Origin of the sequence: Pseudomonas sp. PAMC 26793 (genome assembly GCF_000313235.1) — a bacterium.
Taxonomy (GTDB): Bacteria; Pseudomonadota; Gammaproteobacteria; order Pseudomonadales; family Pseudomonadaceae; genus Aquipseudomonas; species Aquipseudomonas yamanorum.
The window spans coordinates 121,350-147,945 of record NZ_AMXG01000051.1 but is presented as its reverse complement, the minus strand read 5'-3'; the positions used below and the strand labels follow the sequence as shown (position 1 = coordinate 147,945).

Annotated in this window: 18 protein-coding genes; 3 read left to right on the top strand and 15 right to left on the bottom strand. The window is 61.5% G+C overall.

The annotated features are described in order from the left end of the window. Positions 1-5: 5 nt before the first annotated feature. The 10 genes from D109_RS0127465 to D109_RS0127420 all read right to left on the bottom strand — a co-directional run bounded on the left by D109_RS0127465 (position 6) and on the right by D109_RS0127420 (position 17,293). Complete coding sequence (locus tag D109_RS0127465) at positions 6-1,436, bottom strand: lipase (protein WP_017479723.1); 1,431 nt, start codon at positions 1,434-1,436, stop codon at positions 6-8. Positions 1,437-1,549: 113 nt separating this feature from the next. Beyond that, positions 1,550-4,627: an autotransporter domain-containing protein gene (locus tag D109_RS0127460; RefSeq protein WP_371103597.1), complete on the bottom strand. Its 3,078-nt coding sequence runs from the start codon at positions 4,625-4,627 to the stop codon at positions 1,550-1,552. Between the two features lie 217 nt (positions 4,628-4,844). Further along, positions 4,845-7,802 carry an autotransporter serine protease gene (locus D109_RS0127455; protein ID WP_017479721.1) on the bottom strand — a complete coding sequence of 986 codons (2,958 nt, stop codon included), beginning with the start codon at positions 7,800-7,802 and terminating at the stop codon, positions 4,845-4,847. A gap of 233 nt (positions 7,803-8,035) precedes the next feature. After that, on the bottom strand, positions 8,036-9,373 hold the full coding sequence (locus D109_RS0127450; RefSeq protein ID WP_017479720.1) for a TolC family outer membrane protein: 1,338 nt from the start codon (positions 9,371-9,373) through the stop codon (positions 8,036-8,038). Between the two features lie 2 nt (positions 9,374-9,375). Beyond that, entirely contained in the window at positions 9,376-10,710 is a 1,335-nt protein-coding gene (locus D109_RS0127445; RefSeq protein WP_017479719.1) for an HlyD family type I secretion periplasmic adaptor subunit, read from the bottom strand. After that, positions 10,707-12,458, bottom strand: coding sequence for a type I secretion system permease/ATPase (locus D109_RS0127440; protein WP_017479718.1), 1,752 nt, complete (start codon positions 12,456-12,458; stop codon positions 10,707-10,709). Before D109_RS0127440 ends, D109_RS0127445 begins: the two co-directional genes overlap by 4 nt. A 104-nt stretch (positions 12,459-12,562) precedes the next feature. Next, a complete protein-coding gene (locus D109_RS0127435; protein WP_026078255.1) occupies positions 12,563-12,931 on the bottom strand; it encodes an AprI/Inh family metalloprotease inhibitor in 369 nt (122 codons plus the stop codon). A gap of 74 nt (positions 12,932-13,005) precedes the next feature. Then, complete coding sequence (locus D109_RS0127430; protein WP_017479716.1) at positions 13,006-14,454, bottom strand: serralysin family metalloprotease; 1,449 nt, start codon at positions 14,452-14,454, stop codon at positions 13,006-13,008. A gap of 364 nt (positions 14,455-14,818) precedes the next feature. Next, positions 14,819-15,919 carry a P1 family peptidase gene (locus tag D109_RS0127425; protein WP_017479715.1) on the bottom strand — a complete coding sequence of 367 codons (1,101 nt, stop codon included), beginning with the start codon at positions 15,917-15,919 and terminating at the stop codon, positions 14,819-14,821. Positions 15,920-15,928: 9 nt separating this feature from the next. After that, complete coding sequence (locus D109_RS0127420; protein WP_017479714.1) at positions 15,929-17,293, bottom strand: APC family permease; 1,365 nt, start codon at positions 17,291-17,293, stop codon at positions 15,929-15,931. A 197-nt stretch (positions 17,294-17,490) separates the two neighbouring features. Here D109_RS0127420 and D109_RS0127415 point away from each other — a divergent pair, with 197 nt between their 5' ends. Next, positions 17,491-18,285, top strand: a complete 795-nt coding sequence (locus D109_RS0127415) for a helix-turn-helix transcriptional regulator (protein ID WP_017479713.1) — start codon at positions 17,491-17,493, stop codon at positions 18,283-18,285. A 369-nt stretch (positions 18,286-18,654) separates the two neighbouring features. On the opposite strand, the gene D109_RS0127410 is transcribed toward D109_RS0127415, so the two are convergent. The 4 genes from D109_RS0127410 to D109_RS0127395 are packed head-to-tail and all read right to left on the bottom strand — an operon-like array spanning position 18,655 to position 22,435. Beyond that, a complete protein-coding gene (locus D109_RS0127410; protein ID WP_017479712.1) occupies positions 18,655-19,734 on the bottom strand; it encodes a polyamine ABC transporter substrate-binding protein in 1,080 nt (359 codons plus the stop codon). A gap of 60 nt (positions 19,735-19,794) precedes the next feature. Next, positions 19,795-20,136, bottom strand: a complete 342-nt coding sequence (locus D109_RS0127405) for a cupin domain-containing protein (protein ID WP_026078253.1) — start codon at positions 20,134-20,136, stop codon at positions 19,795-19,797. A gap of 27 nt (positions 20,137-20,163) precedes the next feature. Beyond that, the gene (locus D109_RS0127400) at positions 20,164-21,570 is read right to left on the bottom strand and encodes an FAD-binding oxidoreductase (RefSeq protein WP_017479710.1); all 1,407 of its coding nucleotides are present in this window, start codon (positions 21,568-21,570) and stop codon (positions 20,164-20,166) included. Between the two features lie 49 nt (positions 21,571-21,619). Further along, positions 21,620-22,435, bottom strand: coding sequence for an AraC family transcriptional regulator (locus D109_RS0127395; RefSeq protein WP_017479709.1), 816 nt, complete (start codon positions 22,433-22,435; stop codon positions 21,620-21,622). Between the two features lie 260 nt (positions 22,436-22,695). On the opposite strand from D109_RS0127395, the gene D109_RS0127390 reads away from it, so the two are divergent. Further along, positions 22,696-22,968 (top strand): DUF1652 domain-containing protein, encoded by a 273-nt coding sequence (locus D109_RS0127390; RefSeq protein ID WP_017479708.1) that lies wholly within the window; start codon positions 22,696-22,698, stop codon positions 22,966-22,968. Positions 22,969-23,098: 130 nt separating this feature from the next. Here the strand turns inward: D109_RS0127390 and D109_RS0127385 are convergent, their stop codons facing one another. Next, positions 23,099-25,567 carry a UvrD-helicase domain-containing protein gene (locus tag D109_RS0127385; RefSeq protein WP_017479707.1) on the bottom strand — a complete coding sequence of 823 codons (2,469 nt, stop codon included), beginning with the start codon at positions 25,565-25,567 and terminating at the stop codon, positions 23,099-23,101. Positions 25,568-25,785: 218 nt separating this feature from the next. Here D109_RS0127385 and D109_RS0127380 point away from each other — a divergent pair, with 218 nt between their 5' ends. Next, entirely contained in the window at positions 25,786-26,481 is a 696-nt protein-coding gene (locus tag D109_RS0127380) for a pirin family protein (protein ID WP_017479706.1), read from the top strand. Positions 26,482-26,596 lie beyond the last annotated feature (115 nt).

Here is a 26,596-nt window from a genome sequence, read left to right as displayed (position 1 = left end):
GCTACTTAGCTGATGGAAATTCCATCGCCCCAAACCCCGGCGAGTCCAACGCCAACCAGCGTCACCGAATCCGCGCCAAAACTCAGCACCGTATCGCCCCCCACCACTTTGGCGTGGTCACGCCAGTCCGCACTGCCCTCCACGTCACGGAACACCAGCTTGTCAGTCGGCTGATAACCCACCACCCGGTCCTGCCCAAACTGCCCGCCGAACAGAAAGGTGTTATGCCCACTGTTGTCGCGGATCGTGTCATTGCCCTTGCCGCCCTCGATGAAGTCCACGCCCTTGCCCCCCTGAATCAGGTCATCACCCTCACTGCCGATAATGAACGTGTTGCCCTTGTGGGGCTCGGCATTGCGGTTGAGGTCCTGTACCCAGGTATTGGCCCGGGCCGGGTCCGACAGGTTGGCCACGATAATGGTCGAGTCCCGGCTGGTCAGGTCGTAGAACGTCGAGTCCAGGACACGGGTCAAGCCATCGCCATAGGCCGTGGGCAAGTGAGAAAGCCAGGTGGGGACATTGACGATGGAAAACGGCAGGACATTCCACAGCGTCGACGCGTAGTGATCGTTGAAGTTGACAATATTGTCCGTCGTCGACTCATGGGGCTTGTCGTGCACGCCCAGGGACGAGAAGTTGAACGACGAGCCGTCCAGCGCGCGAAACACCGGGTCATTCTCATAACCGATGTTCAGCACCTTGTCGCCGCTGCTTTGGGTGGGCGAGGCATAGGCCACATAGTTCGAGTCCTTGTAGAAACCCGACCATTTATTGCCGCTCAAGTCGGCCATGCTGTTGACCGCCAGGCCGCCCAGGCTATGGCCGCTGACCACCACGTCCTTGCCCGTGAGGCCATGACTGCCGGCATACGCCGCGACATCCTTGAGCAAGGTGCCAAAGGCTTCGCCGGCGTAGTTTTTCGCATAATCCTTGGGCCCCAGCGCCGCCAGCAAATCACTGACCAGATCGCCAATGGAATCGCTGATCAGGGTTTCCCTGGGCCCGGAAGTCCCGCGAAAACCAATGCCGATTTCCAGCAGCTTGCCGGCGCCATCGTACTTGCCCAGCACTTCCACTTGCGCGGTGGTGTAGCCGGCCTTTTCACCGAAGAACGTGCCCCGGGCATCCACTTTGCCGCCATAGCCCAAGGTACTGGCGCTGATGGGCGTCCAGCCGGCGTTGTTGACCGCCTCAAGGGCGGCCTTTTCCGAGTCAGGGTTCCAGGGAATCCCCGGAATCACCCCCTGCGAGTCAGTGCTGCCCAGCAACGCCCCCACCAGCGTGGCCGGCAGCCCAAGGCCAAAACCGTTGTGCTGATAACCCACGGCAAAGCCGTTGTCCAGGTTGTGGTAGGAGTACAGCGAGATCGCCAAGGCATCGGCGAACAACGCTTTGGAGCCCTCGGTCCCGAGGTTTTTATAGTCGAAAACACCCATGGTATTGCCTCTCTTTTGTTGGAATTGTCGAGAAAGCCAAATTTGCCCAAATGGACGAATGGAACCGGATCAATGTGGGAGCTGCCTTGCTCCCACATTTCGAACTGCGGTGTTTAGAAAGCCCAGTCCAGGCTCAGCCCGACACCATGGACTTTCTCTTTGCTGGCCAGCAGGCCGTTGTAATCCAGGTTCACCTTCGCATCCTTGCTCAACGCCAGGCTGACCCGCGCGCCCACCAAGGCCGCATCACGCACCATCGACGAGCTCTCCACCGAGAACGACGGGCCGCCCGAGGCAAACGCCAAGTGACGCTCGGAATCGACGCTGCTCAGGTTGTGCTGCCAGCCCAGGGTGCCGGAAAGCTCCAGTTGCTGATGGTCGTTGATATTCAAGGTTTTCAGCGCTCGAGCCCCCAGGGTACTCAGCACCACATCGCGGCTGTCGTCCCGGCCCTTCAAGGCCGCCGCATCACCCTTCTCGGTAAACCCATCGGCATCCAGATGCACATACGCCAGGTTGGCGAACGGTTCCAGGGCCAGGGGTTGCAGGTTTAAGCGATAGGCCGCTTCGGTAAACACCTGGGTGCTGCGGGCATCCACCTTGGCTTTCTGCTTGCCGGCGACTTCACCGTATTGCAGCTCACGCTTCACATCGGCGCGGTGCCAGCTGTAGGTCGCGCCACCGCTCAAACGCAAGGCACCGATTTCATGCCCGGCGTATGCGCCCAAGTGATAGCTGTCTACCGACGCCCGGGAATGGGTGTCGCTGCCCATGTTCAGCGACGTGTCGCTGTACCCCGCCACCAGGCCCACACGGGTGTCTTCATCCAGCGCGCCGTCCACACCCGCCAGCATGCCGCCGATGGAGGTGGTGTAGCCCGCCGTATCGCTGCCGCTGTTGGTCTTGCCCCAGGCGCCCAACGCCTTGACCCAGACGTTGCCACGGCTGTCGACGGTCTGGCTCGATGCGCCCATTTCCCCTTGCTGCAAACGCTCGCCCACGGCTTCGCGCAGGTAGCGGTTGTCATTGATCAATGCGGTTTCCAGCGCCGGGTAGATTTCCCCGGACAGCTGCTGGAACGCACCTTGGGCCGAGGCCGCATTCGGCGCCAGCAGCAGGCTTTCATAGACCGCGTTGCCCGCGCCCAATTGCTCGGCAGCGGCTGCCACCGAACGTTGGTTTGGCGTGGCCGCCACACTGGCAAAGGTGTTGGCATTGCGCCCCACATCCAGTTCCACGCCGTTGGCGGCGTAGTTCAAGGTGCCGCCGAGAAACAGGTAGTTGGGCAGCACCGAACCGAAGCTGCCGGTAATGCCGCCTGCGGCCTGCAGGATATTGTATTGGCGACCGATGAGGCTTTCGGCCTGGGTCTGGGTCAACAGCGTCGGGCTGTTTTCCAGGGCCAGGGTCACCGTGCCGCCGCTGAGGGTGGCCTTGCCGCCGGCGACGATGCGGTCACTGCTGGTTTGCGACAGCTCCACCGCGTAGGTGGAGCCTGCTGCGAAACTCACATCCCCCGCCACGTTCAGCGTGCCGATGGAGTTACCCGGTGCCACGGTACCGCCGCTGTTTGCCGTCAGCGAACCAATGCGCCCGGAACCGCCCACTACGCCGCTGTTGCTGACGGTGACGTCGGAGGTGATCGAACCATTGATCGCCAGCAACCCCTGGTTGACCAGGGTCGGGCCGCTGTAGGTGTTGGTGCCGGTCAATACCAGCGCACCAATGCCCTGCTTGGTCAGGCCGCCATGCCCGGCGATGTTGTTGCTCCACACATCCAGCCCGCAATGCACGTCGGTGCACAGGCGCTGGGTCGGTTTGCCCGCATCCACCACGGCGCCAATCCCTGGCAGGTCGGCGACGAATTGACCGGAGCCGTAGGCACCGTCGATACGAAATTCGGCCGGGATATCCTCAGCCGTCACAAACATCCCCGGGCCGTTGATGGCCTTGCCCAGGTTGATCATGCCCCAGCCGTACAGCGAGTCGATGCCCGGTGCGCCGAGGTCGGTCGCGGTGGTTTTCAGCAGCGTGGAAATCTGCTCGCCACTCATGTACGGGAAGCGCTCCATCAGCACCGCCGCACTGCCGGCCACGTGGGGCGCGGCCATGGAGGTGCCGTTGAAGTTGGCGTAGTCGGTGGTCAGGTTTTCCAGGGTGGTGCCGTTGATCACCGAGCTGTAGATCTTGGTGCCGGGCGCTGCGACGCAAAAGCTCGCCGCATAACCGCAACGTGAAGAGAAGGTGCTGATCACGTACGGGTCGGAACTGGCGGTGTCGGGGTTCTGTTGCAGCGCCGCTACCGACAGCCAGTTGGGCGCGATCTCCGGCACGAAGTACGCGAGTCCCGAGATCGCGTCCGGGTTGTTGCGGTTGTAGTCGTTGCCGGCGGCAAAGATCGTCAGCACGCCGCTGCGGGCCGCATCGATGGCGCCTTGATAAGCGCCGCCGGCGATGGTGCCAAGGATCGGCCGAATGTTATTGAACTGCGCCTGGGCTTCATTGACCGTGAAGTTGGGGAACGCCGGATCCCGCCCGCCCTTGGCGTACTGGTCACCAATGCCGATGCCCCAGCTGTTGTTGATGATGCGTGCGCCGCTGGCCACCAGGGCGTCCCAACCGGCTTTATAGACCGCGCCATCGTTGCCCAGGATGATCCCGTCTTCGGGGCCCGGGTCACCGTTTTCGGCACTGATGATCTGCGCATCGAACGCCACACCATGCATCGGCCCGCCGTCACGGTTACCTGCGGCAATCCCGCCCACGTGGGTCCCGTGATTGCCGAGTTTGCCGTTGGAGCCCAGGGAGGGTGTGCCGTCGTAGCGGAACGCGTCCCCGGCCTTCACCGGGATGTACGGGTCGGTGTATTGGCGAATGCCTTCGGTCACGATCGTGACCACTTTGCCGGGGCTGGCGAATTCCGGGTGCTGGGCATACACCGGCTGGTCGAAGATCCCTAGCTTCACGCCCTTGCCGGTGTAGCCGGCGGCGTAAGCAGCGTCTGCATGCACAGCGCCGAGCCCCCAATCGGCTTTGAATTCATTGCTGCGCCAGCTGGCAGCATCCCCCAGTTTTCCGCTTTCCACGTAGGGTGCGGCCTGGGCGGTACCCAGGCTGGCCAGGCAACACAGCAACGCGCCGTATGGCACGCAGCTCAAGGCCTTGAGCGGGTAGCCCGGGCCTGTTGGGATGGCGGATTGAAACCCTCGTTTTGTTCTTTTCACGGTGACCTTCCTTAGTTTTTATTGCACTTGTATAAATCACGTTTCTCCCAGGCGCCGCCGACCCAATGTGGGAGCGGGCTTGCTCGCGAATGCGGTGGCTCAGTTACAGGTGCGTCGACTGACACACCGCATTCGCGAGCAAGCCCGCTCCCACAGTTGACCTCCTTCGGCCTCAGGATCTTGCTCAGAACTGCCAGTTCAGGCTCAACCCCACACCCTGGATTTTTTCCCGGCCAGCCAGTTGGCCCGTGTAGTCGAGGTTGACCCGTGTGCTTTTGCTCAACGCCAGGCTGGCCTGCACACCCACCAGTGCCGCATCGCGCAGCAACGGCGAGCTTTGCACCGCAAACGACGGCCCACCGGCGACAAACGCCAGGTGCTCTTCGGAGTCAACGGCACTCAGGCTGTGCTGCCAGCCCAACGAGCCGGAAACGTCCAGTTGCTGCCGATCATTGAGGGGGAAGGTTTTCGATGCCCGCAGGCCCAGGGTGCTCAGCACTGCATCGCGGCTGTCACTGCCACGCTCCAGCGCGGCGGCGTCGCCTTTTTCGTGAAAGCGTTCGTTGTCCAGGTGCACGTAAGCCAGGTTGGCGAACGGCTCCAGCGCCATCGATTGCAGGCTCAAACGGTAGGCCGCTTCGGTAAATACCTGGGCGCTGTGCGCATCCAGTTTGGTCTTCTGCTTTCCGCTGACTTCGCCGTACTGCAAATCACGTTTAACGTCGCCGCGATGCCAGCTGTAGGCGCCGCCGACGCTCAAGCGCCAGTTGCCCAGCTCATGCCCGGCATAGGCGCCAAGGTGGTAGCTGTCGATGGATGCCGAGGAATGAGTGCCGCTGCCCATGTTCAGCGAGCTGTCGCTGTAACCGGCCACGAGACCGGCGCGGGTCTGCTCGTCCAGGGCGCCGTCGACACCCGCCAGCATGCCGCCCAGTGAGGTGGTGTAGCCCGCCGTGTCGCTGCGGCTGTCGGTCTTGCCCCAACTGCCGAGCGCCTTGACCCACACATTGCTTTCACCGGTAACCGGCGTATGGCGCAGGCGCTCGCCGACGGCGTCGCGCACCTGACGGCTGTCATTGATCAGCATCGTGCCGATGGCCGGATAGATTTCTCCCGACAGTTGCTGGAAGCCCGACTGCGCCGTGGCCGCCGAGTCTGACCGCAGGATGCTTTCATACACCGGGTTACCCGCGCCCAACTGCTCGGCAGCCGCCGCCACCGAGCGCTGGTTACGATTGGCGCCGACACTGGCAAAGCTCGCATCACTGCGGGCAATGTCCAGTTGCACGCCGTTGGCGGCATAGTCGAGGGTGCCGCCGAGGAACAGGTAGTTGGGCAAGACCGCACCGAACTGCCCCTGGATCCCGCCCGCCGCCTGGAGAATGTTGTACTGGCGCCCCAGCAGGCTTTCGGCCTGTTGCTGGCTGAGCAGGGTCGGGCTGTTTTCCAGGGCCAGGGTCACCGTGCCGCCGCCGAGGATTGCCTTGCCGGTGGCGACAATCTGGTCGCTGCTGGTGGGGGTGAGTTCGACTGCATAGGTGGAACCGGCGGCGAGGTTCACGTCACCGGCCACCTGCAAGGTACCCACTGAATTGCCCGGCGCCACGGTGCCGCCGTTGTTCACTTGCAACGCCGCGATGCGGCCGGAACCGCCCAGTGTGCCGCTGTCATTGACCGTCACTGCCGACGTCAGTGAGCCATTCACCGCCAACCGGCCGCCATTCACGGTGGTCGGGCCACGGTAGGTGTTATCCCCGCTCAGCACCAGGCTGCCCGCGCCGGACTTGATCAGGCTGCCTTCGTAGAGACGCTGGGCCGCCGCTGCTGCCCGGGCGGTGCCAACGGCATAGTCCGTCTGGTCCTGCTGACTCGCGCCGGCGGCCACGCCGTTCTCCCAGCCCTTGTCGTGCAGGGTTTGCTGCCAGGCCAGGGTTTCGGCGCTGTCTTCGGCCTGACGCTGGATCAGCGCCTTGTCGGAGATCGCATTGCTCCACACATCGCCCTGCCCGGCCGCCAGTGTGACATTCATCGGTCCGAGCAATTGCCCAGGCCCGTGCATCGCCCGGCCAAGGTCCGGCACGCCCCAGCCGACCTGGGTGGTCGGTGCATCCGTGACCGCGCCATTGAGCTGAGTGGCGGTGGTCAACAGCACCTGCAGGGCCTGTTCGTTGTTCAGGTACGGGTAGCGTTCCATCACCAGTGCCAATGCGCCCGTGGCATGGGGCGCCGACATCGAGGTGCCGGATTTCACCCCATAACCGCCGTCGGGAACGGTGCTGTTGATCAACGCCCCGGGGGTGGAAATGCACCAGTACTTGGCGATGCCGCACTGGTTGTATTTCTGGTTATTCGCCTTGTCCAGCCCCGACACCGCCAGCCAGTGGCCCTCCAGTTCCGGCTGGAAATACGGCAAGGCCGAACGCACGCTGGCGTTGGCGTAGCCGCTGTTACCGGCACTGAACACGTTGATCACCCCGGCCTTGGCCACATCGGCGGCGGCATCCAGCCAGGTGTTCCGGTTGTAGTGCTGGGCATAGGCCGCGTGCAGGTCGCCCAGGGTCTGGTAGCTGACATCCTTGGGCTGGCTGCCCCAGCTGTTGTTGATCGCACGCACGCCGGAATCCACCAGGGCGCTGTACACCGCCTTGAAGTACTTGGGATCCGGCGTGGGGCCGAACAGGAAGCTGTCATTGGCGTTGGTGTTGCCGACGTAGATCTGCGCGTTGTACGCCACGCCGTGCATGCCCACGCCATCACGGGCCGCGCCCATGGTGCCGGTGACGTGGGTGCCATGGGAGTCGTTGTTGGGGTTGAGCGCGCCGGTGGTGCTGAACGGGCTGCCATCGACGTAGGTGCCGTTGGCGGTGACCGCGTGATAGCGGTCCTTGGAGGCTTCGGGATGGTTGGGGTCGAAACCCGAGTCGAGGGCGCCGATCTTCACGCCACTGCCGGTGATGCCGCTCGCGTAGGCCTCGTTGGCTTTCATCCGGTCCAGGCCCCAGTCACTCTGGAACTCGGCGGAGCGCCAACTGGCGGGGTCGCCCGCTTTGCCGGTTTCGATGTACTGCCCGTGGGCCGCCACTGACAGCAGCAGCAAGGAGCCTGCGGTGAAGGGTTTGAAGCGAGGTGAATCAGTGATCATGAAGAGTCCTTTTTCTTATTGTTGAAATACCAGTGGCGAGGGCGCCTCCTGTGGCGAAGGGGCTTGCTGTGGCGAGGGAGCTTGCTCCCGCTGGAGTGCGCAGCGCTCCCAAGATTTTGGGGCCGCTACGCAGCCCAGCGGGAGCAAGCTCCCTCGCCACAACAAGCTCCCTTGCCAAAACAAGCTCCCTCCCCACCAAAGCCCCCTTGCACCCGGTCATACTCGTCCAGGCATCAGCGGCTCATAGGACCAAACGCCTCATCCACCTTGGCCAGGTCGGTGTCGCGCAAGTTGCCCGCGTAGTAATGCAATTTGGTCCAGGCCATCAGGTAGTCGTACCGTGCCTGGGCCAGGTCGCGGCGGGTGCTGTACAGCTGTTGCTCGGCGTTCAGCGCATCGAGGTTGACCCGCTCGCCGCCGAGGATGCTTTGCTTGGTGGAGACCACCAGCGCTTCAGCCGAAGTCAGCGCCTTTTGATACGCCCGCAGTTTGCTGACGCCCGACAGGCACGCGCTGAACTGGCGCCGCAGTTCAATCAGGGTTTCGCGGGTCTTGCCTTCCAGTTCGTACTCGGCCTGCTCCATGGCGCGGCTGGCCTGGCGGGTGGACGCCGAGACGCCACCACCGGCATACAACGGCATGCTGACTTCGATGCCGATGGTGTTGGTGTCATAGCGTTGGTTGTAGGTGTTGCCGCTGTCGGATTCCTGCTGGCGGGAGCTGGCATAGGCCGTGATCCGTGGCAGGTGCCCCGAGCGGTTGCGCTCCACTTCATAACGCGCCACTTCTACGGACTGGCGTTGCGAGGCCAGGTTGGGGTTGTTGGTCAGCGCCAGTTCGTGCCAGGTGTCGTAGTTGGCCGGGGTCAGGGTGAAGGCGGCAAATCCCGGGTTCAGCGGCGCCAGGTCATTGATGTTGACGCTCTGCACACCGATCAATGCGCCAAGCTCCCGCAGCGACGCGTCTTGCTCATCCAGCGCCTGGATTTCCTCGGCAGTCGCCAGCTCATAGCGCGATTCCGCTTCCAGGATGTCGGTGCGCGTGCCCTCTCCCTGCTGGAACAGGTGCTGGTTCTGTTGGAACTGCTGCTCGTAGGCTTTTTTCTTCGCGCGGGCAATGTCGATCTGGTCCTGGGCGAACAGCGCCTGGGTGTAATAGGTCAGCACCCGCACCAGCAGCGCCTGGCTCTTGTCGCGAAAACTCTCGTCGGCAAACAGCGCCTGGGCCACGCCCTTGCGGTAGTTGGCATAGGCCTCATAGTCGAACAGCGGCTGTTGCAGGGTGAAGGTGGAGCCGTAGCTGTTGTAGTTGCGGTCATCGTGATAATTGCCGCCGCGCCCGTCGGGCAAGGTGGCCTGGGAGTTGTTGCGGCCCTTGTTGTAGTTGTACGACAGCTTGGGCAGCAGGCCGGCGCGGCCGATGGTGCGATTCTCCAGGCCGGCGTCGCGCTCCTTGATGGCGCCGAGGAATACCGGGTCATTGCGCAGGGCCTGCTCGTAGACGTCGAACGGCCCCATGGCGGCCTGGGCGCTGCTGCACGCGAGTAACAAGGCGATGAACATCGGCTTCATGCTCATTCCTCGGTCAACGCCGAGCCGGCACGGTCCAGCAGCGGCTTGAACAGGTAATTGAGCAAGGAGCGTTCGCCGGTGCGGATGAACATCTCGGCGGGCATCCCCGGCTTGATCACCAGGCCATGGAGTTTTTCCAGGGCGTTGCTGCTGACGACGGTGCGCAACACGTAGTACGGCATGCCGGTTTTTTCGTCGAGCATCTGGTCGGCGGAGATCAGGCTTACCTCACCCGGTACCCGGGGCGTGCGGCTCTGGTTGAAGGCGGTGAAGAGGATGTCCACCGGCAAGTGTGCGCCGACCTTGTCCACCAGATGCACCGGCAAGCGACCTTCCACTTCCAGGCGGGTGTCCTGGGGCACGATTTCCAACAGGGTTTCACCGGCCCGCACCACAGCGCCTTCGGTGTGCACGCCCAGGTTGACGGCGATGCCGTCGGCGGGCGCATTGATTTCGCTGTGCTGCAGGTCGAAACCAGCGGAGGTCAGTTGCTGCTCCAGGGTCAGGGTGCGCAGTTGCGCGTCGGCCAGTTGGCTGCGGACTTCCTTCTGATATTCCTCACTGTGCTGCTGCAACTTGAGGCGCGACTCGAGGATGCCCTGCTCCACCCGGCCGCTTTCCCCGGTGTTCTGCGCCAGGTCCTGTTGCACCTGGGAGAGTTGACGCTGGTACTCCATCAGCCGGTTGCGCGGGATGTAGCCGTTGTCGGCCAGGGGTTGCAGGTTGTTCAGTTGGTCACGCAGGGATTGCGCCTGGGCGGTCAGGTCACTGCGGGCGCGGCGCATGCCGTTCAACTGCGCGGTGGCGCCTTCGATACTCGCGCGAATCCCGGCCTGTTCCCGGGCAAAGGCTTCGCGGCGGCTGCTGAACAGTTGGCGCTGGCCTTCGAGCACCAATGCCAGGGCTTGATCAGGGTTGCCGCTCAGCTCCGCCGGAAAGGTAATCGTCGACTGGTTGTCCCGCTCGCTCTGCCACCGCGCCACGCTGGCCCAGGCCATGCGGTATTGGGCTTGCAGGGAGTGCACGTCAGCCTGGTTTTGCGTCTGGTCGAGGCGGAACAGGGGTTGGCCCTGCTTCACCGCCTCGCCTTCACGCACGAGGATTCTGCTGACCACGCCGGGGCTGAGGGTTTGTACCGCCTTGCGCTTGCCCGACACCACCACCGTGCCTTGTACCGGAATCCCCTGGTCCAGCGGCGCCAGGCTGGCCCACAGGAAAAACCCACCGGCGCCGACCACCGTCAGCAGCCAGCCCATGCGGGCAAAGAAGCGCGCGTCGTGTTCGGGGTGAGTCTGTTCGTAATCACGGTTGATTTGAATGCTGTTGTCGCTGCTCATGCGCCTGGATTCCTTCCGGCTTGATACTGACGGCTGAGGCTGACCCCGGCCTTTTCTCGCGGTGCTTCCTGCTGGCCGGACAGCGCCCGCAGCACGTCCTGGCTCGGACCAAACGCCTGCAAACGGCCTTCGTTAAGCACCAGCAGCTTGTCGGCCTGGGCCAACGCCGAGGAACGGTGCGTCACCAGCACCACCGTGCTGCCCTGGGCCTTCATCTGCATGATCGCGCTGGCGAGGGCGGCTTCGCCTACGGTGTCGAGGTTGGAGTTGGGCTCGTCGAGCACGATCAGGCGTGGGCCGCCGTACAGCGCACGGGCCAGGGCGACCCGTTGTTTCTGGCCGCCGGACAGGCCGCTGCCCTCGTCACCGAGCACCGTGTCGTAGCCGTGGGGAAAACGCAGGATCAATTCGTGCACGCCCGCTTGTTGAGCGGCCTGCACCACCCGCTCCGGGTCGGCTTCGCGAAAGCGTGCGATGTTGTCGGCGATGCTGCCGCTGAACAGTTCGATGTCCTGAGGCAGGTAGCCAATATGCGGGCCGAGGTCGTCGCGGTCCCAGCGATGGATGTCGGCACCGTCCAGGCGCACGGTGCCCGCCAGGGTTGGCCACACGCCCACCAGCACCCGGGCCAGGGTCGACTTGCCGGAGCCGGAAGCACCCAGCACGCCGAGCACTTCACCGGCCGTCAGGTTGAAGCTGACCTGATGCAAGGTCGGTACACGCCTTCCCGGCGGGCCCGCGCTGACCTGCTCGAAACTCACATTGCCCTTGGGCGCCGGCAAGGCCATCTGCTCGCCCTGGGGCGGGAATTCGCGCATCAGGCTGTCCAGGCGCTGATAAGCCAGCTTGGCCGAACTCCATTGCTTCCACACGGCAATCAACTGGTCGATGGGGCTCAACACCCGGCCCATCAGGATCGAACCGGCGATCATCATCCCTGCCGTCATGTCGCCCTTGATCACCAGCAACGCCCCCAGGCCCAGCACCAACGATTGCAGGCACAGGCGCAGGGATTTACTGAGGGAACTGATGATCGAACCGGTGTCGCTGGCCTTGTTCTGCAAGCCCAGAAACTGCGAATGCACCTTGAACCAGCGCTTGCGCAAGGCGCCGAGCATGCCCATGGCCTGGATGGTTTCGGCGTTGTGCAGGTGGCTGGTGGCCAACTGGGTGGATTGCTGGGAAAACCCGCTGGCTTCACCCAGGGGTTTTTTGGTCAGGTATTCGTTGAGGCACGCCAGGGCAATCAGCAGCACTGCACCGGCGCTGGCCAAGACCCCCAGCCAGACGTTGAACAGGAAGATCACAAACAGGTAGATCGGAAACCACGGCGCATCGAAAAACGCGAACAGCGCCGGCCCCGTGATGAATTGGCGGATGTGGGTCAGGTCCCCCAGGGATTGCCCGCCATGGCCTTCGCCCCGTTGCAGGTTGCGTTCGAAGGCGGCCTTGTACACCCGCAGGTTGAAACGCCGCTCCAGTTGGCTGCCGATGCGAATCACGATAAAGCTGCGGATCACCTCAAGCACGCCGATAAAGGCGAAGAACCCCACCACCATGAGCGTCAACATCACCAGGGTGGTTTCGTTCTGTGAAGACAGCACGCGGTCGTAGACTTGCAACATATAAATCGACGGCACCAGCATCAATACGTTAATCAATGCCGTGAAGCAGCCAATACTGATCAGAATACTTTTGTAGTCGCCGAGTGCCTTGAACAGTGGTGCAGCGGGAGTGGTCTTCGCCATGTTGCCTGATCTTCCCTGAGCCGAATGACGCGCAATAGTTTGCCAGGCGCCCCATTAAGGGGCGGGCAAACATTAAAATCGGGTTATATCGTTATAACGAACTATTAGGGTGCACGTTGTAATATCAATACCGCGCCAGACTTTACGCGGCCTTCATATTCGCCTTCTTTCTGGCGATTCAAATGGGTAATGCCGGTGCCTTCGGCATTCATCAACCAAATACCGTCGGGCGTTGGCGTCCAACTAACGGGGGTTTCACCCAGCCATTGTCCCACGCACTCCACATCGCCCCCCAGGGCGTTGGCGTGTTCAATCAGATCCAGCGCACACACCTGCTCTTGCTGGTGCAGCGTCCAATGCCCGGCCAACTGCGCGGACGTGGGTAAAACCAGACTGCTTGCCATTGCTGTGGCTCCTGCCGACATAAGCAACGCCTGGAGACACCAGGCAACTGTACTGCGAAATAGCGTCATCACCTTCGCCCGTTCAAGGGGTGGATGCAAGGGCAGAGGGCGGCGCGTGTGCGCCACCCTCCTTTACACCTGAATCAAGCCACGATGTCGCTGACGGCTGCCTGGCCAACGGTGGTGACGAGGAAATCCGCCACGCCGTGACCGGAGAAGTCCACTGCCAATGTGCCCAGGTTGGTACCCGAAGCGTAGGACAGCACCGCGTCGCCGGCGTGACCGGTAAACGCGTTGACGAAGGTCAGGCCCGCACCTTTGGTGATGCCGGTGAGGTCGATCTTGTCCGAACCCGAAGTGAAGTCGAAGATCTTGTCGGCCGCACCTGGCTTGGAGTCCGAGCTGGCGCCGAACACGAAGGTGTCGTTGCCTGAACCGCCCCACAGCTGGTCTGCACCGCCGCCACCGAAGATGATGTCGTTGCCGGCACCGCCCTTGAGGACGTTGGCTGCAGCGTTACCGATCAACAGGTCGTTGCCCGAACCGCCGATGGCGTTCTCTACGGTCACGCCCTTGGCGATGGAAACGTTACCCACCAGACCGCCAACGTCGGAGAACGAGGTCTCATTGAGGTTGATCTTCTGGTTTTGGGTAAAGCCGGAGAAGTCCAGGGTGTCGTTGCCGCCACCGTCCCACACCGAGAACACCAGCTTGTCGGCCGATGAGGTGGCGCTGAGGAAATCACGCCCGGTGTTGGAGTTGAAGCCGTAGGTGGTGTCGCCGGCGCGGGTGTTGTAGTTGGCGCCGTAGAGCTTCTGGATCGCGGCGATGTCGTCGATCAGCGGGCCGGAGGAGTAGGCCTCTACCCCGCCTTTGCTGAAGTTCTGGTTGGTGTTGCTCTCGCTCCAGTAACTCATGACGCTGTAGCCACGCGTGTCCTGTCCATAGTCCGCGTCTTTGTACGAAGGGTTGCCGGTCCCGGCGTTGTAGTCGCCAGGGTGGTCCAGGCCCAGGGTGTGGCCGATTTCGTGGGTCAGGGTCTGCCGGCCATAGTTGTTCAGGTCCGGCGTCTTGTTCGGCGTGTAGCTGTTGTTGGTCAGGTACCAGGAAGTGCCGTCAAGCCCGCTTTCGTTGTACTTGGCGTTGGTGCCTGGCAGGTAGGCAAAGGCCGCTGCGCCGTCCTGGCCGCCGCTGTAGTTGCCGAAGGTCATGTGGAAGTCACCGCCCGAGGCTTTCTCGGTGAAGGTGACATTGGCCACATCAGCCCAGGATTGCATGGCCAGTACGGCCTGTGCTTTCTGCTGGGTGTTGAACTGGCTGAACCCGGTGATCCCATGCTTGTTCATGGTGGCGTTGGAAGCCGAGGTCAGGAAGGTGTAGGTGAGATCGATCTTGCCGTTGCCATCCACGTCCCGGTACGCGACGTTCTCACGCAGCAGGTGGTCGGCGGCCTGGTCAACGGTGAACGAGGGTTTGCCATTGACCGTGAGGTTGCCGCCACGGTCGTATTGATGGCTAAAGCTATCGATTTGCGTATAGGCGGTACTTGCTTGAGCCGCCGACACAATAGCTTTGTCTTTTACTTTTGACATAAACGTACTTCCTTGTTTGCAAGTGGAACAGTTTTTGTCCGACCGGACTCACTTTGGCGAGTAAGTCCGATCACTCGCCCCTTTTGAAGGCGAAAGAAAACTGACACAACCTGAAATCATTCGTCCAGCGGTTTTTATCCAAGGAAAAAGTTGGGCCGACGAACAAAACCTGCAAACATTGGCAAATAGCACCTTATAAAAATCCAGCTATTTAAATATTAAATACTCCTAAAGACATTTGCTGAGGAATGGATCCAAAGTATTGCCTGAGGTGCACTAAGAAAGTGTCACCGTGTCATTATTAGTATTGAATTGCCACTATTTAAGAGTTTGTCCCGTATTACCGGGACAAGACTTAGTTTGTTTATCGGTCGCGCCAGCCTGTTTGACGCAATGCCTGCAGGAGCGTTTGCGAATCCAGCCCCGGCACGCGTACCCCGTCGTCGGTGAGCATGTCCTCCCCGGCCACTATCGCATTAATGATCGCTTCCTCGACCGCTTCCGCCGCCGCGCTGAACAAGGGCGAAATGTGGTCGTTATTGACCATCTGCAGCGATGTACTAAGGGGCAAGCCCTTGCGCCCGTAGTCGGCCGCCGGTAAATCCTGGTTGCCAGTGGCGAACGCGAGGAACAGGTCCCCGCTGGAGTCCTCGGTACCACCGCCGGTGCGCGCAATGCCGATGGACGCGCGCTGTGCCAGGCGCTGGCATTGATGGGGCAACAACGGCGCATCGGTGGCAATGATCACCACGATGGAGCCCATGCCGGGAGTGCCGCGATCGGCGAACGGTGAGGGAATTTCCATCAGTTGCCGACCTACCGGATAACCGTCCACCCGCAATTCCTGGCGCTTGCCGTGGTTGGCCTGCACCAGCACGCCGACCGTCCAGCCACCCTGCTCCGCCGACAGGCGCCGCGAGGCCGTGCCAATCCCCCCCTTGAACTCATGGCAGATCATCCCGGTGCCGCCGCCCACGGCGCCCTCCGCCACCGGGCCGGACTCGGCGTTGGCCAGCGCCTCGCGCACATGCTCCGGGCCGACATGCTGGCCCCAGATGTCGTTGAGCAACCCGTCGTAGGTCTCCATCACCACCGGCATGCACCAGTACACCGCAGGGTCTGCCAGGCTTTCACGCTCCAGGGCGATCAGGCTGTCGCGCACAATCCCGATGCTGTGGGTGTTGGTGATCGCCAGCGGCGTGGTCAGCAGGCCCGACTCGGCGATCCATTCAAGCCCCGTGGCGTCGCCATTGCCATTGAGCACGTGGTAGCCGGCAAAACACGGTTGATACCGCGCGGCACCGGCCCGAGGCTGAATCGCCGTGACCCCGGTACGCACCTGTTTGCCATTGATGCGGGTCTTGATCGTGCTGTGGCCGACCCGAACCCCTGGAACGTCGGTGATGGCATTCAGCTCACCGGGCGTGCCCAGTCCCAACGTGATGCCCAATTGACGTGCGCGCATAACCACTCCTTACAATTTCTGAAACGCCGGACTCAACCGGCCACTGATGCAATACAGGATCACCGACAGTGCCAACAGGCCGATGATAATCATGATGTCCCGAACCGAAGCGGCCATCGCCAGGGTCACCAGCAGGTAACCGGCGCCCAGCACCGCCAGCAAGGCCGGCACCGGCCACAACGGCATGCGATACGGGTGCTCGCGGTCACGCAGCAACACCCGGCTCATCAATGCGCTCAACGCCACAATCAGGTACACCAGCATGATCAGCAGCACGCTGAAGGACGTCAGGTCCGCCAGGTTCGAGCTGAAGCTGAGCAACGCCGATGGAATCGCCAGGAACAGCGTCGCCAACCACGGTGAATCCCAGCGCGGGTGGATCCGGGTGAACAGTTTATTGATGGTTGGCGTCCACAGTGCATCGCGGCCGCTGCTGAACACCACCCGACCGATCTGAATCACGATGGCGACAATGGCGTTGAACACCGACAGGAAAATCCCGGCGCTCACCAACCGTGACAGGGTTTCATTGCCATGGCTGGTCAGCAGGTAGCCGATCGGGTCGGGGCTGCTGATCATCGCGCTGAGGGATGGCGCACCGATCAACAACGCGGTGATCGGCACCAGCTCGATGACCACCACCAGGCCCAGGGACCACAACACCGCTTTGTGCACGCCCTTGCCGCCGCACTTCATGTCTTCGGCCAGCAACACCGCCGGGCCATAGCCGTTGAAGGAGAACAGGCCAATGCCCACCGCACCGATCACCAGTGCCCAGGGCGCCAGGTGCAACACGCCGTTTTCGACGATTTGCGGTTGCAGCAGCACGCTGACCGGCTGCACCGGGTTGCCGAAGCCGATAAACACGATCACCAGCAACGCCGCCACTTCCAACAGCAGGCAGGTGCCGGTGATCCAGGCATTCAGCTTGATATTCAGGATGCCCAGGGCGTAGCTGCACACCACGATGACCAGGGCCACGGTTTGTGAATCGAACTTTGTGCCCAGGGCGTTATTCAGGTAAGTCGCCGCGCCGGTGGCCAGCACCGGCGGGATAAACAGCAACATCACCAATACCGTGAGGAACGTCGCGTAACCGGCCATGCCGCCGAACACCCGCTTGGCGTAAACATACTCACCGCCAGCGCTGTTGTGGGCGCGCCCGAGCTCGGCGTAGCAAAAGGCGAACATCAACGCGAGCAACGCGGCCATCACAAAGGCCAGGAACACCCCGCTGCCGGCCTGCTGGATGGCAAAGGGCGCAATCACGAACACTGAACTGGCCGGGGTCACCGCCGAGACGGTGATGGCCACTACATCGAATACGCTCAGGGTGGGTTTCAGCACGCCGTCGGGCGTGGAAGGAGCACTCATATCGTTATCCTCTTGATTGTTCTTGGTTTGAGGCAGAAACGAAAAGGTGAAGCGGCGCGGGGTATGTTCCCCACTGACTGACGGCAAACTTAAACACTCTACATAGATCGGCCAATTCCCCTATTGGAGTACTCCCCTTGACGCCGACGGGCAAAAGTCGAACCCTTGCGGCCTGAATCCTTTGCGTGGAGCTGCACATGAGCCTGTTCAGGGAAGTCGGCATGCACGCAGGCCTGGGCCGCACCGTCGCGCAGATCGGCACCGGACGTTTCTGGAAACAACTGGTGCTGTTGTTGCATCAATGCGTGCCCTTCGACAATGCCCTGGCGATCTTCTACCCCGCCGACGGGCCGCCCCAGGCGCTGGAGGAATACGACGCGCAACCGAGCAGCAAGCCGGCGTCGATGCTGGTTTACCTCAATGGCTTGTACTTGCTGGACCCGTTTTTCCAGGCATGTCGCGAGGGGTATGCCAGTGGCGTGTACCGCCTTGAAGAAGTCGCGCCGGATCATTTTCGCCAGAGTGAATACTTCCTCAACTACTTCCACGACAACGTGCTGGAGGACGAGGTGCAATTCATCCTGCAATTGCCGGGTGCGGGGACGTTATCGCTGTCGTTGGGGATGCAGCGGTTGTTCACCGCCGAGGAAACGGGGTTGATGACCACCTTGGCGGCCTGGGTGTTGCCGTTGATGCAGCAGCATTGGCAGCAGAGTACCCAGCGGGTGGCGGCGCCTGCGCAAATGGCCAGCCAGATTCGCGATGCGCTGAGTCATTTTGGTTGCGGGGTGTTGTCGGAGCGGGAACTGGAGATTGCACGGCTGGTGTTGCGCGGGTTTTCGTCAAAAGCCATGGCCGAACGGCTGAATATCTCGCCGGATACGGTCAAGGTGCATCGTCGGCACCTTTACGCCAAGCTGGATATCTCGTCGCAGCCGGAGTTGTTTTCGTTGTTTATCCAGTCGTTGGGGCATGACTTGGAGAATCCTTAATGATCGTTCCCACGCTCTGCGTGGGAATGCCGACCTGGACGCTCTGCGTCCGCTTTTGAAGTCGTGACGCGGAGCGTCACAGGATGCATTCCCACGCGGAGCGTGGGAACGATCATCAACGCCCGGTACGAATGGTGTTCCACACCCGTGTGCGAATCCGGTCGATGTTCAGCGGCATGCTTCCAGTGCAACAACTTGCCCATCATTTCCGGGCTTGGGTACTCGGGGCGTCGGCGGGCATGGCGACCCTGTAATGATCGTTCCCACGCTCTGCGTGGGAATGCCGCCCTGGACGCTCCGCGTCCGCTTTTGAAGTCGTGACGCGGAGCGTCACAGGATGCATTCCCACGCGGAGCGTGGGAACGATCATCAACGGCCGGTGCGAATGGTGTTCCACACCCGTGTGCGAATCCGGTCGATGTTCAGTGGCATTGCTTCCAGGGCAAACAACTTGCCCATCATTTCCGGGCTTGGGTACACCTTGGTGTCGCTCTTGATCGCCGGGTCTACCAAGCTGTCGGCTGCAGAGTTGCCGTTGGCGTAGTGCACGTAGTTGGTAATGCTGGCCATGACTTCCGGGCGCAGCAGGTAGTTCATGAACGCATAGCCGGCTTTTTCATCCGGGGCATCGGCGGGCATGGCGACCATGTCGAACCAGATGGCGGCGCCTTCCTTGGGAATGTTGTAGCCGATGTTCACGCCGTTCTTGGCTTCCTTGGCGCGGCTTTCGGCCTGGAGGATGTCGCCGGAGAAGCCCACGGCCACGCAGATGTCGCCGTTGGCCAGGTCGGCGGTGTATTTCGAGGAGTGGAAGTACGCCACGTAGGGCCGCACTTTCATCAGCAGGTCCTCGGCCTTTTTGTAGTCTTCCGCCTTCTTGCTGTGGTGCGGCAGGCCCAGGTAGTTGAGCGCCGCGGGCAGCAGTTCCGGGCCGTTGTCGAGGATGGCCACGCCGCATTTTTGCAGTTTCTGCATGTTCTCGGGTTTGAAGATCAGGTCCCATGAATCCACCGGGGCGTTGTCGCCGAGTACCGCCTTGACCTTGTCGATGTTGTAGCCGATGCCAGTGCTGCCCCACAGGTAAGGGAAGCCGTGGGCGTTGCCCGGGTCGTTGTTTTCCAGGGCCTTGAGCAGCACCGGGTTGAGGTTCTTCCAGTTGGGCAACTGGCTCTTGTCGAGCTTCTTCAGCGCCCCGCCCTGGATCTGCCGGGCCATGAAGTGGTTGGAGGGGAACACCACGTCGTAGCCGGATTTGCCGGTCATCAACTTGCCGTCGAGGGTTTCGTTGCTGTCGTACACGTCGTAGGTGAAGCCGATCCCGGTTTCTTTCTGGAAGTTCTTGGTGGTGTCGGGGGCGATGTAGTCCGACCAGTTGTAGATCTTCACCGTCTCGGCGGCTTGGCTGAGGGTGGCGACAAATACCAGCGGCAACAGGGCAATGGGTCTCATGGTTCGATTTCCTGGCGGTTTTAGGGCTGTTTTTATGGCAGGCGATCAAAGATCAAAGAATCAGAGGATCAGTACATAGGTCTTGCGCACGGTTTCCTGGATGTCCCAGATACCGGTGCTGTTGGCCGGCAACATCAGTGCGTCACCGGCTTCTATGTGGAGCATCTCCCCGTTGTCGGGGGTGAAGGTGCAGCGGCCCTGGATAAAGTGGCAAAACTCCTGGGCTTTGATCTGCCGGCGCCAGCGCCCGGGCGTGCATTCCCAGATGCCGGTTTCGACGCCGTCGCTACGTTCCACACTCAGGGTCGAGGCCACCGCGACCGGTGTGCCCAGTGGCACGGCAACGGGGGAAGCGTCCGGCAAATGGGCGCTGAGTGTGTCTTTGAACTGGGTAATGCTCATGTTCATACCTGTGGTGATTGAAACGACTTAGTGCATGAAACCTTCCATGAACCCGGCAACCCCGCTGGCCAGCTTGCGGCGCCACGGCGCAGTGTTGGGGTTGGCCAACACCTGGTCCTCATGGACAAAACTGCGAATGATCGCGTTGTAGCCCAACCAGCGGCAGGGTTCCGGTTCCCAGGCCTTGAGCCCCTCCAGCCGGCCCGGCTGGATCACCCATGGCTGCGTGACCAGCGGTGTGTCGAGCCCCAGGATCAAGTCGGCCAAGGTACGCCCGCCCAGGTTGCTGGCCCCTACGCCCTCGCCGCCATAACCACCGGCCAAGGCGATGCCCGCTGCGTGATCGCACAGCATGTGCGGCTTGAAGCGCCGGGACATGCCGAGGTTGCCGCCCCAGGCGTGGGTGATGCGGACTTTCTTGAGCTGCGGGAACAGTTCACCGAACAGGTAGCGACGCAGTTCGACTTCGCTGTCGGTGAGGTCGAAGTTGTGCCGCAACTTGCCGGCAAACTGATAGCCCCCACGGGCGCCGAACACCAGGCGGTTGTCCGCCGAGCGCTGGCCGTAGGTGACCTGGCGACTGCTTTCGCCGAACGCCTGGCCACGGTTCAGGCCGATTTCATCCCAGGTGCTGGCGGGCAGCGGCTCGGTGGCGACAATCAGGCTTTGCACCGGCAACTGATAGCGGCCCAAAGGCGCCAACGTGGTGGCGTACCCCTCCACCGCCGGCACCACCCATGACGCGCGCACTGAGGCTTTAGCCGTGCGCAGGCTGCCGGACTGCCACTGGGTCACCGGGCTGTTTTCGTAGATCGTGACGCCCATCTGCTCCACCACCCGCGCCAGGCCACGTACCAGCTTGGCCGGGTGAATCGTGGCAACGTGGGGGGCATAGATGCCGCCATAGGGTTTGGCGATGCGGATTTGCTCGGCCAGTTGCTGCGGGCCGAGCCAACGGTAATCATCGTCGGTCAGACCCTGAGCGTGAAGCTTGGCCAGATAGGCCCGCAGGGTGGCTTCCTGTTCGGGATAGCGCGCGGCGCAATACAGCACGCCACCCTTGCGGTAGTCGCAGTCGATGCCTTCGTGCTCGATCACCTGCGCGACTTCATCGGGAATCGCGTGCAACAGGTCGAACGAAGCCCGGCGCTGTTCGGGAGACAAGCCGGCCAACAGGCGGTCTTCCCCCAGCAAGTTGCCCATCAGCCAGCCGCCGTTACGGCCCGAGGCACCGAACCCGGCAGTTTGCGCCTCGATGATCGCGATTTTCAGCTCGGGCGCCTGGCGCTTCAGGTAATACGCGGTCCAGAGCCCGGTGTAGCCGGCGCCGATAATGGCCACGTTGACGTCCAGGTCGTGCTCCAGGGACGCGCGAGCCACCAGCGGCTCGTCCAACTGGTCCATCCATAAACTGATATTGCGCCATGCAGGCATGCCAAGCTCCACCACCACACTTCGATGGCCATGATCCTAGAGCCTGGCCTCAGGGGCTGTCTTGCGCGCGTGCACGCAGGGAAATTTGTTTGACGTAGGCCTTGGGCGACTGGCCGGTGTGCTGGCGGAAACAGCTATAGAACGCCGACGTCGAATTGAAGCCCGCGGCAAACGCCAGTTCGTCGATGCGGATCGGCGGCGTGGCCTTGTCCAGTGCGCCCAGCAAATGCTGGAGGCGCGCCTGGTTGACGTAGCGGTAAAAGCTTTGGCCCAGCACCTGGTTCAACAGATAGGAGATCTGGTTGCGGCTGTACCCGCACTCCTTTGCCACCCGTTGCAGGTCCAGCTCGGGGTCAAGATACGGTTGCTGGCGCTCGAAGTACTGCTGCAGGTCGTTGGCCATGTAGCTCAGTTGCTGGGGCGACAGGCCCAGGCGGCTGACGGTGGGGCGCGTGGTCTCGCTGCGGCTGGCGGACTGTTCGTGCACCAGGGAGGCGTATTCGTTGACCCGCCAGATCAGGCCGTCACGTACGGTGATGGCTTCACTGGTGCGAAATGACACCAGTCCCTGGCCGCCGCGCAACGTGATGCGGTACTGGATGAAGGCGGTGTCGCCGTCGGCGCGAATACGGTCGGTGTGCTCGATCGCCTCATCCGCGCCACGGGGCATGCTGGCTTGCAGGTACTCGCGCAGCTCGTCTGCACCGACCACGCGGTTCTGGAAGAAATCGTGGTACTGGATGTCCGGGTGGTAGTACGACATCACGCCATCCAGGTCCCGGTGTTTCCAGCACAGATGGTGACGCAGCACCAACTCGCCAGTGGCTTGGGTCTGCTGGGAGTCATCCGCGATGAAATCGGGCATGGAGCGCTCTAAGGCTGGGACAGCCTGCGAGCTTGCCCAACTTTCCGGGCGGGTTCAATGGCCATTTGATAGTTATGACTAATGGCCTTTCGCCCATTCCCGCGTAGGACATGACCCACATCAACCTTCCCGGAAACAACCGCTGAACGGGGCGAAAAAACTCCCCTGCCGGATGCGAACGAATGCTATTTTTAGAGCTCACGACGGCCAGGACCATTGATGGTCATGGCGCCCCTGCTGCGAGCTAAAGGAAGCGCTCAATGAACAAGGTGGGCAAGATGAACAAAGTGACATTCCCCAACGCTTGCCAGCTGATGCGCTGGCATTTTCATCCCATGGGCTTTGAGGCGAGCATGGATGCTCCCGGTAGCATGATCGCCCGCCTGTTCGACCGCGCCAGCGGAGAAACCCTGATTGCGATTGCCGGCATTCCTTGTGCAACGGTGATGAATGCCGCTGATGTGGAGCGGATCATCGAGGCCGTGGAGGATGAGCTGGAGTCGTTTGTGCCGCCGCTGTCGCTACGCGCTTGATCTGGCGGAGCAGGTATCCTGTGGCGAGGGAGCTTGCTCCCGCTGGAGTGCGCAGCGCTCCCAGGATTTTGGGACTGCTACGCAGCCCAGCGGGAGCAAGCTCCCTCGCCACCTGATTCAACGTCGGCCCTTATGATTTGCTGATGCGCTGATCATCAAAAAACGGCTTGTCCCCGGCAACCCGGTCCGAAGCCTTTGGCACATTCACCCCTTGGCCATCCTGCGCCTCGACATACCAATAGCAATGGCTCACCGCCCGGGTAATCCCCACGTAGGCCAGGCGCAGTACTTCGTCCTTTTGTGCACTGTCGTAAGGTTCGGTGTCGCCGTCCTTGCCCAGGCCCGCCATGCGATAGACCTGGTTCTTGTAAGGCGAAGTGGTCAAGTGTTGGCAGTCGCCCAGCAGGAATACCGCATCCGCTTGAAGGCCCTTGGCGCTGTGATAGGTCAGTTGCTTCAGACGGCGAGCGCCGTACGGCAAGCTAGAATCCAGATTAACTACAGACTGAATATGCTCTTGTATCAATGACTTATCGCTGCTTTTTCGATACAGCATTAATACCGAATCACCTTTTTGATAGTGTTCCAACAGTTGCTGGCCCAGCGCCGCATCGTCACGATCACGCACTGTGACGGGTACCAATGCCTTCGGGGTTCCACTGGCCTTGGCTTTCTTGCCGCTGATGGCCGGGGCGGCACGCACGATGTGCTCGGCAGCATCAATAACGTGCTGATGGCTGCGGTAGTTCTCGCCCAGCATCACCCGTGTGGTGGTGGGCGACGGGAATTCCTTGTTGAACTCCATGAAGTACTTCGGCGAACTGCCGCGCCAGCCATAGATCGATTGCCAGTCATCCCCCACGCACAACAGCGAAGAGCGCTGGGCACCACGGCCTACGTGCATGGCCGGGCCGCGACTGCGAATCTCCCGCAGGCTGGCACGGATCCACGAGACGATCTGCGGCGATACGTCCTGGAATTCGTCGATCATCAGGTGCGACATCGGCCGCAGCAGGCTATCGCTGAGGAGCTTGAGGTTTTCCGGGGTATTTTCGCCAAACAGCGAGAACATCCGGTTGTAGGTCATCACGGGGGGCGACTGGTCCAGCAAGTGGTCTTCCAGGGCTTTCCAGAAAATGCTCAGGGCTTCGAAGTAGAAACGGTCCGGATCGTCCTTGGCAAAGCTCATCTTGCCCACGGCGGTGGGCACATCCAGCCCGAGGTTCTCGATAAACCCGGCGGCGGCGACAAAACTGTCCAACAGCGGCGCCGAACCCAGCTCGCCCTTGACCTTGTAATCGAAGCCCGGGCCCGCGGTTGCGTCGCCAGCCAGGCTGCTCAAAAGGCGCTTGGATGATTCATAATTATCTAACCATATCAATGGCTTACGGCAGAAAGCTTGAAACAGGGTTCGCTTTACCGCCCACTCTGCGCGCACGGACAGCTTGGATCCAGGACGACTGAGCTGGGCATTTTCCCGAGGATCAAAGCCCAGCATCACCCAGGCATCCAGCTCGGCAATGTAGCCGTGGCAATGGAACTGCGCGCCATTGATATCGAAGGTCTGGCGGTTGGGCTCAATCCCTTTGATCGGCCAGGCCCCGGCGCGAAACCACAGGTCTTCGATCACATCACAGAGTTCTTCATCGCGCTTGGCCGCCAGTTCGGTCACCGCCACGCGTTTCTGTACGTCCGGATGATCCCGTTCCAGCTCCTTGAGTTGCAGGGCATGGCGCGCCAACGGGGCGATCAGCTCGCGGAAGCGCGCGTGACGGCCATGCAACTGGTGGTAGCAGGCATTCAGTTGCTGGCGCTGGGCGTCGTTGATGCGCAATTCGAAGGGATTACTGTCAGCCTCATCAAAGCCCGCTTCGGTGCGCACGTTGAGGTTCTCAAATGCCTGCAGCCGTTCAAGGCCCGGCAGGCTGCGCACCATCGGCAGAATGCGCGAGTGAAAGGTGCGCACCACGGCTTGCGCCTCTTTCATACCAAGGGGTTGGCCCCACAAGGCGAGAATTTCCATGAGCTTGCTGATAAAGTCCTTGCGCGACTCACGGGTGAAGGTCACCACTGTCATGGAGCTCAGCTCAAAGCCCAGGTAATGGGTCAGCAGCAGGATACGCAGCACCAGCGAGGTGGATTTACCCGCACCGGCGCCGGCAATCACCGAGGTGGACGGCGTATCGCTGAAGATCATCTTCCACTGGGCCGCGCTCGGCTGGGCATGGGCTGGCAGCAGGCGTGCCACGTCGGCCTTGATACGTTTTTTCAACTCGGCGGTCAGTGGCAGGCGCCAATCGTCGAACAGGTTGTCATCGACACCTGGCGCGGTGTGTTCATCCGGCCGAAAGTCACGAATCAGCAGGACCTGGCGGCCTTCCTCGATGCCATCCGCCTTGCCTTCCTGATAGCCATATTCCACGCCGGCCGTGTGGCCACTTCGAAAGCCATCGGCCTGGCCATGCAACCAGGAAAAACGGTGCTGGGCGCGCAGGCGCGTCAGGCCGTGACCGAATAATCGGGCGGCGAGCCGTTTCAACAGGGGCATTTCGGCCAATGGCCGCAGTTCGGGAGGCAGATCGGGGGTGTGTTGCGGCACGCGGCCTCCTGCAATGCGTTAACTCGGACAAGAGCCCTATGGTCGCCGCAAATGCCCCACAGTTCCAGCCAATTGCTTTGGGCTCATGCAGTTAGGCGATGAAGTGAAGATAAGTCCTGAGCACCGACATCGAAGCATTCGATAGGAATCCAGCATTTTTTACGCTTTTTATCGATCTGGCGCTGCTGGATCATGGCTCCCATCCACAGGAGACGATCATGCTTGAACTTCGACCTTTCAACACCTTGGGCGGCGCCAATCACGGTTGGCTGGACGCTCACCACCACTTTTCCTTTGCCGAGTACCACGACCCCAAGCGTATGCACTGGGGCAACCTGCGGGTATGGAACGACGATCTCATCGCTCCGGGCACAGGTTTCCCGCAGCACCCGCACCGGGACATGGAAATCATCACCTATGTGCGTGAAGGCGCCATCAGTCATGCCGACAACCTGGGCAATAAAGGCCGTACCGAGGCTGGCGATGTCCAGGTGATGAGCGCCGGCACCGGGATCGCCCATAGCGAATACAACCTGGAAGCCACGCCGACCAAGATTTTCCAGATCTGGATTATTCCCAACGAGGCCGGTTTGCCGCCGTCGTGGGGCGCCAAGCCGTTTCCGAAGGGTGACCGCGAAGGTTTTGTGACCCTGGCCAGTGGCAAGGCAGGAGACAGCGAAAGCCTGCGCATTCGGGCGGATGCACGCCTGGTGGCAGCTAATTTGAAAGCCGGTGAAAGTGCCGAGTATCGGCTGGACAGCGGACGCCGGGCGTATCTGGTGCCTGCCACTGGGGTGATTGAAGTCAATGGCTTGCGTGCACACGCTCGAGACGGTGTGGCGGTTGAGGATGAGCAGGTGTTGCGGGTGACGGCGGTTGAAGATAGCGAGATCGTGTTGGTCGACCTCGCCTGAATTCGCAAGCTTACAAATCCAATGGGTAATGAGCTTTATGTGGGAGCTGGCTTGCCTGCGATAGCATCAACTCGGTATGGCTGAAAGACCGAGTTGACTGCATCGCAGGCAAGCC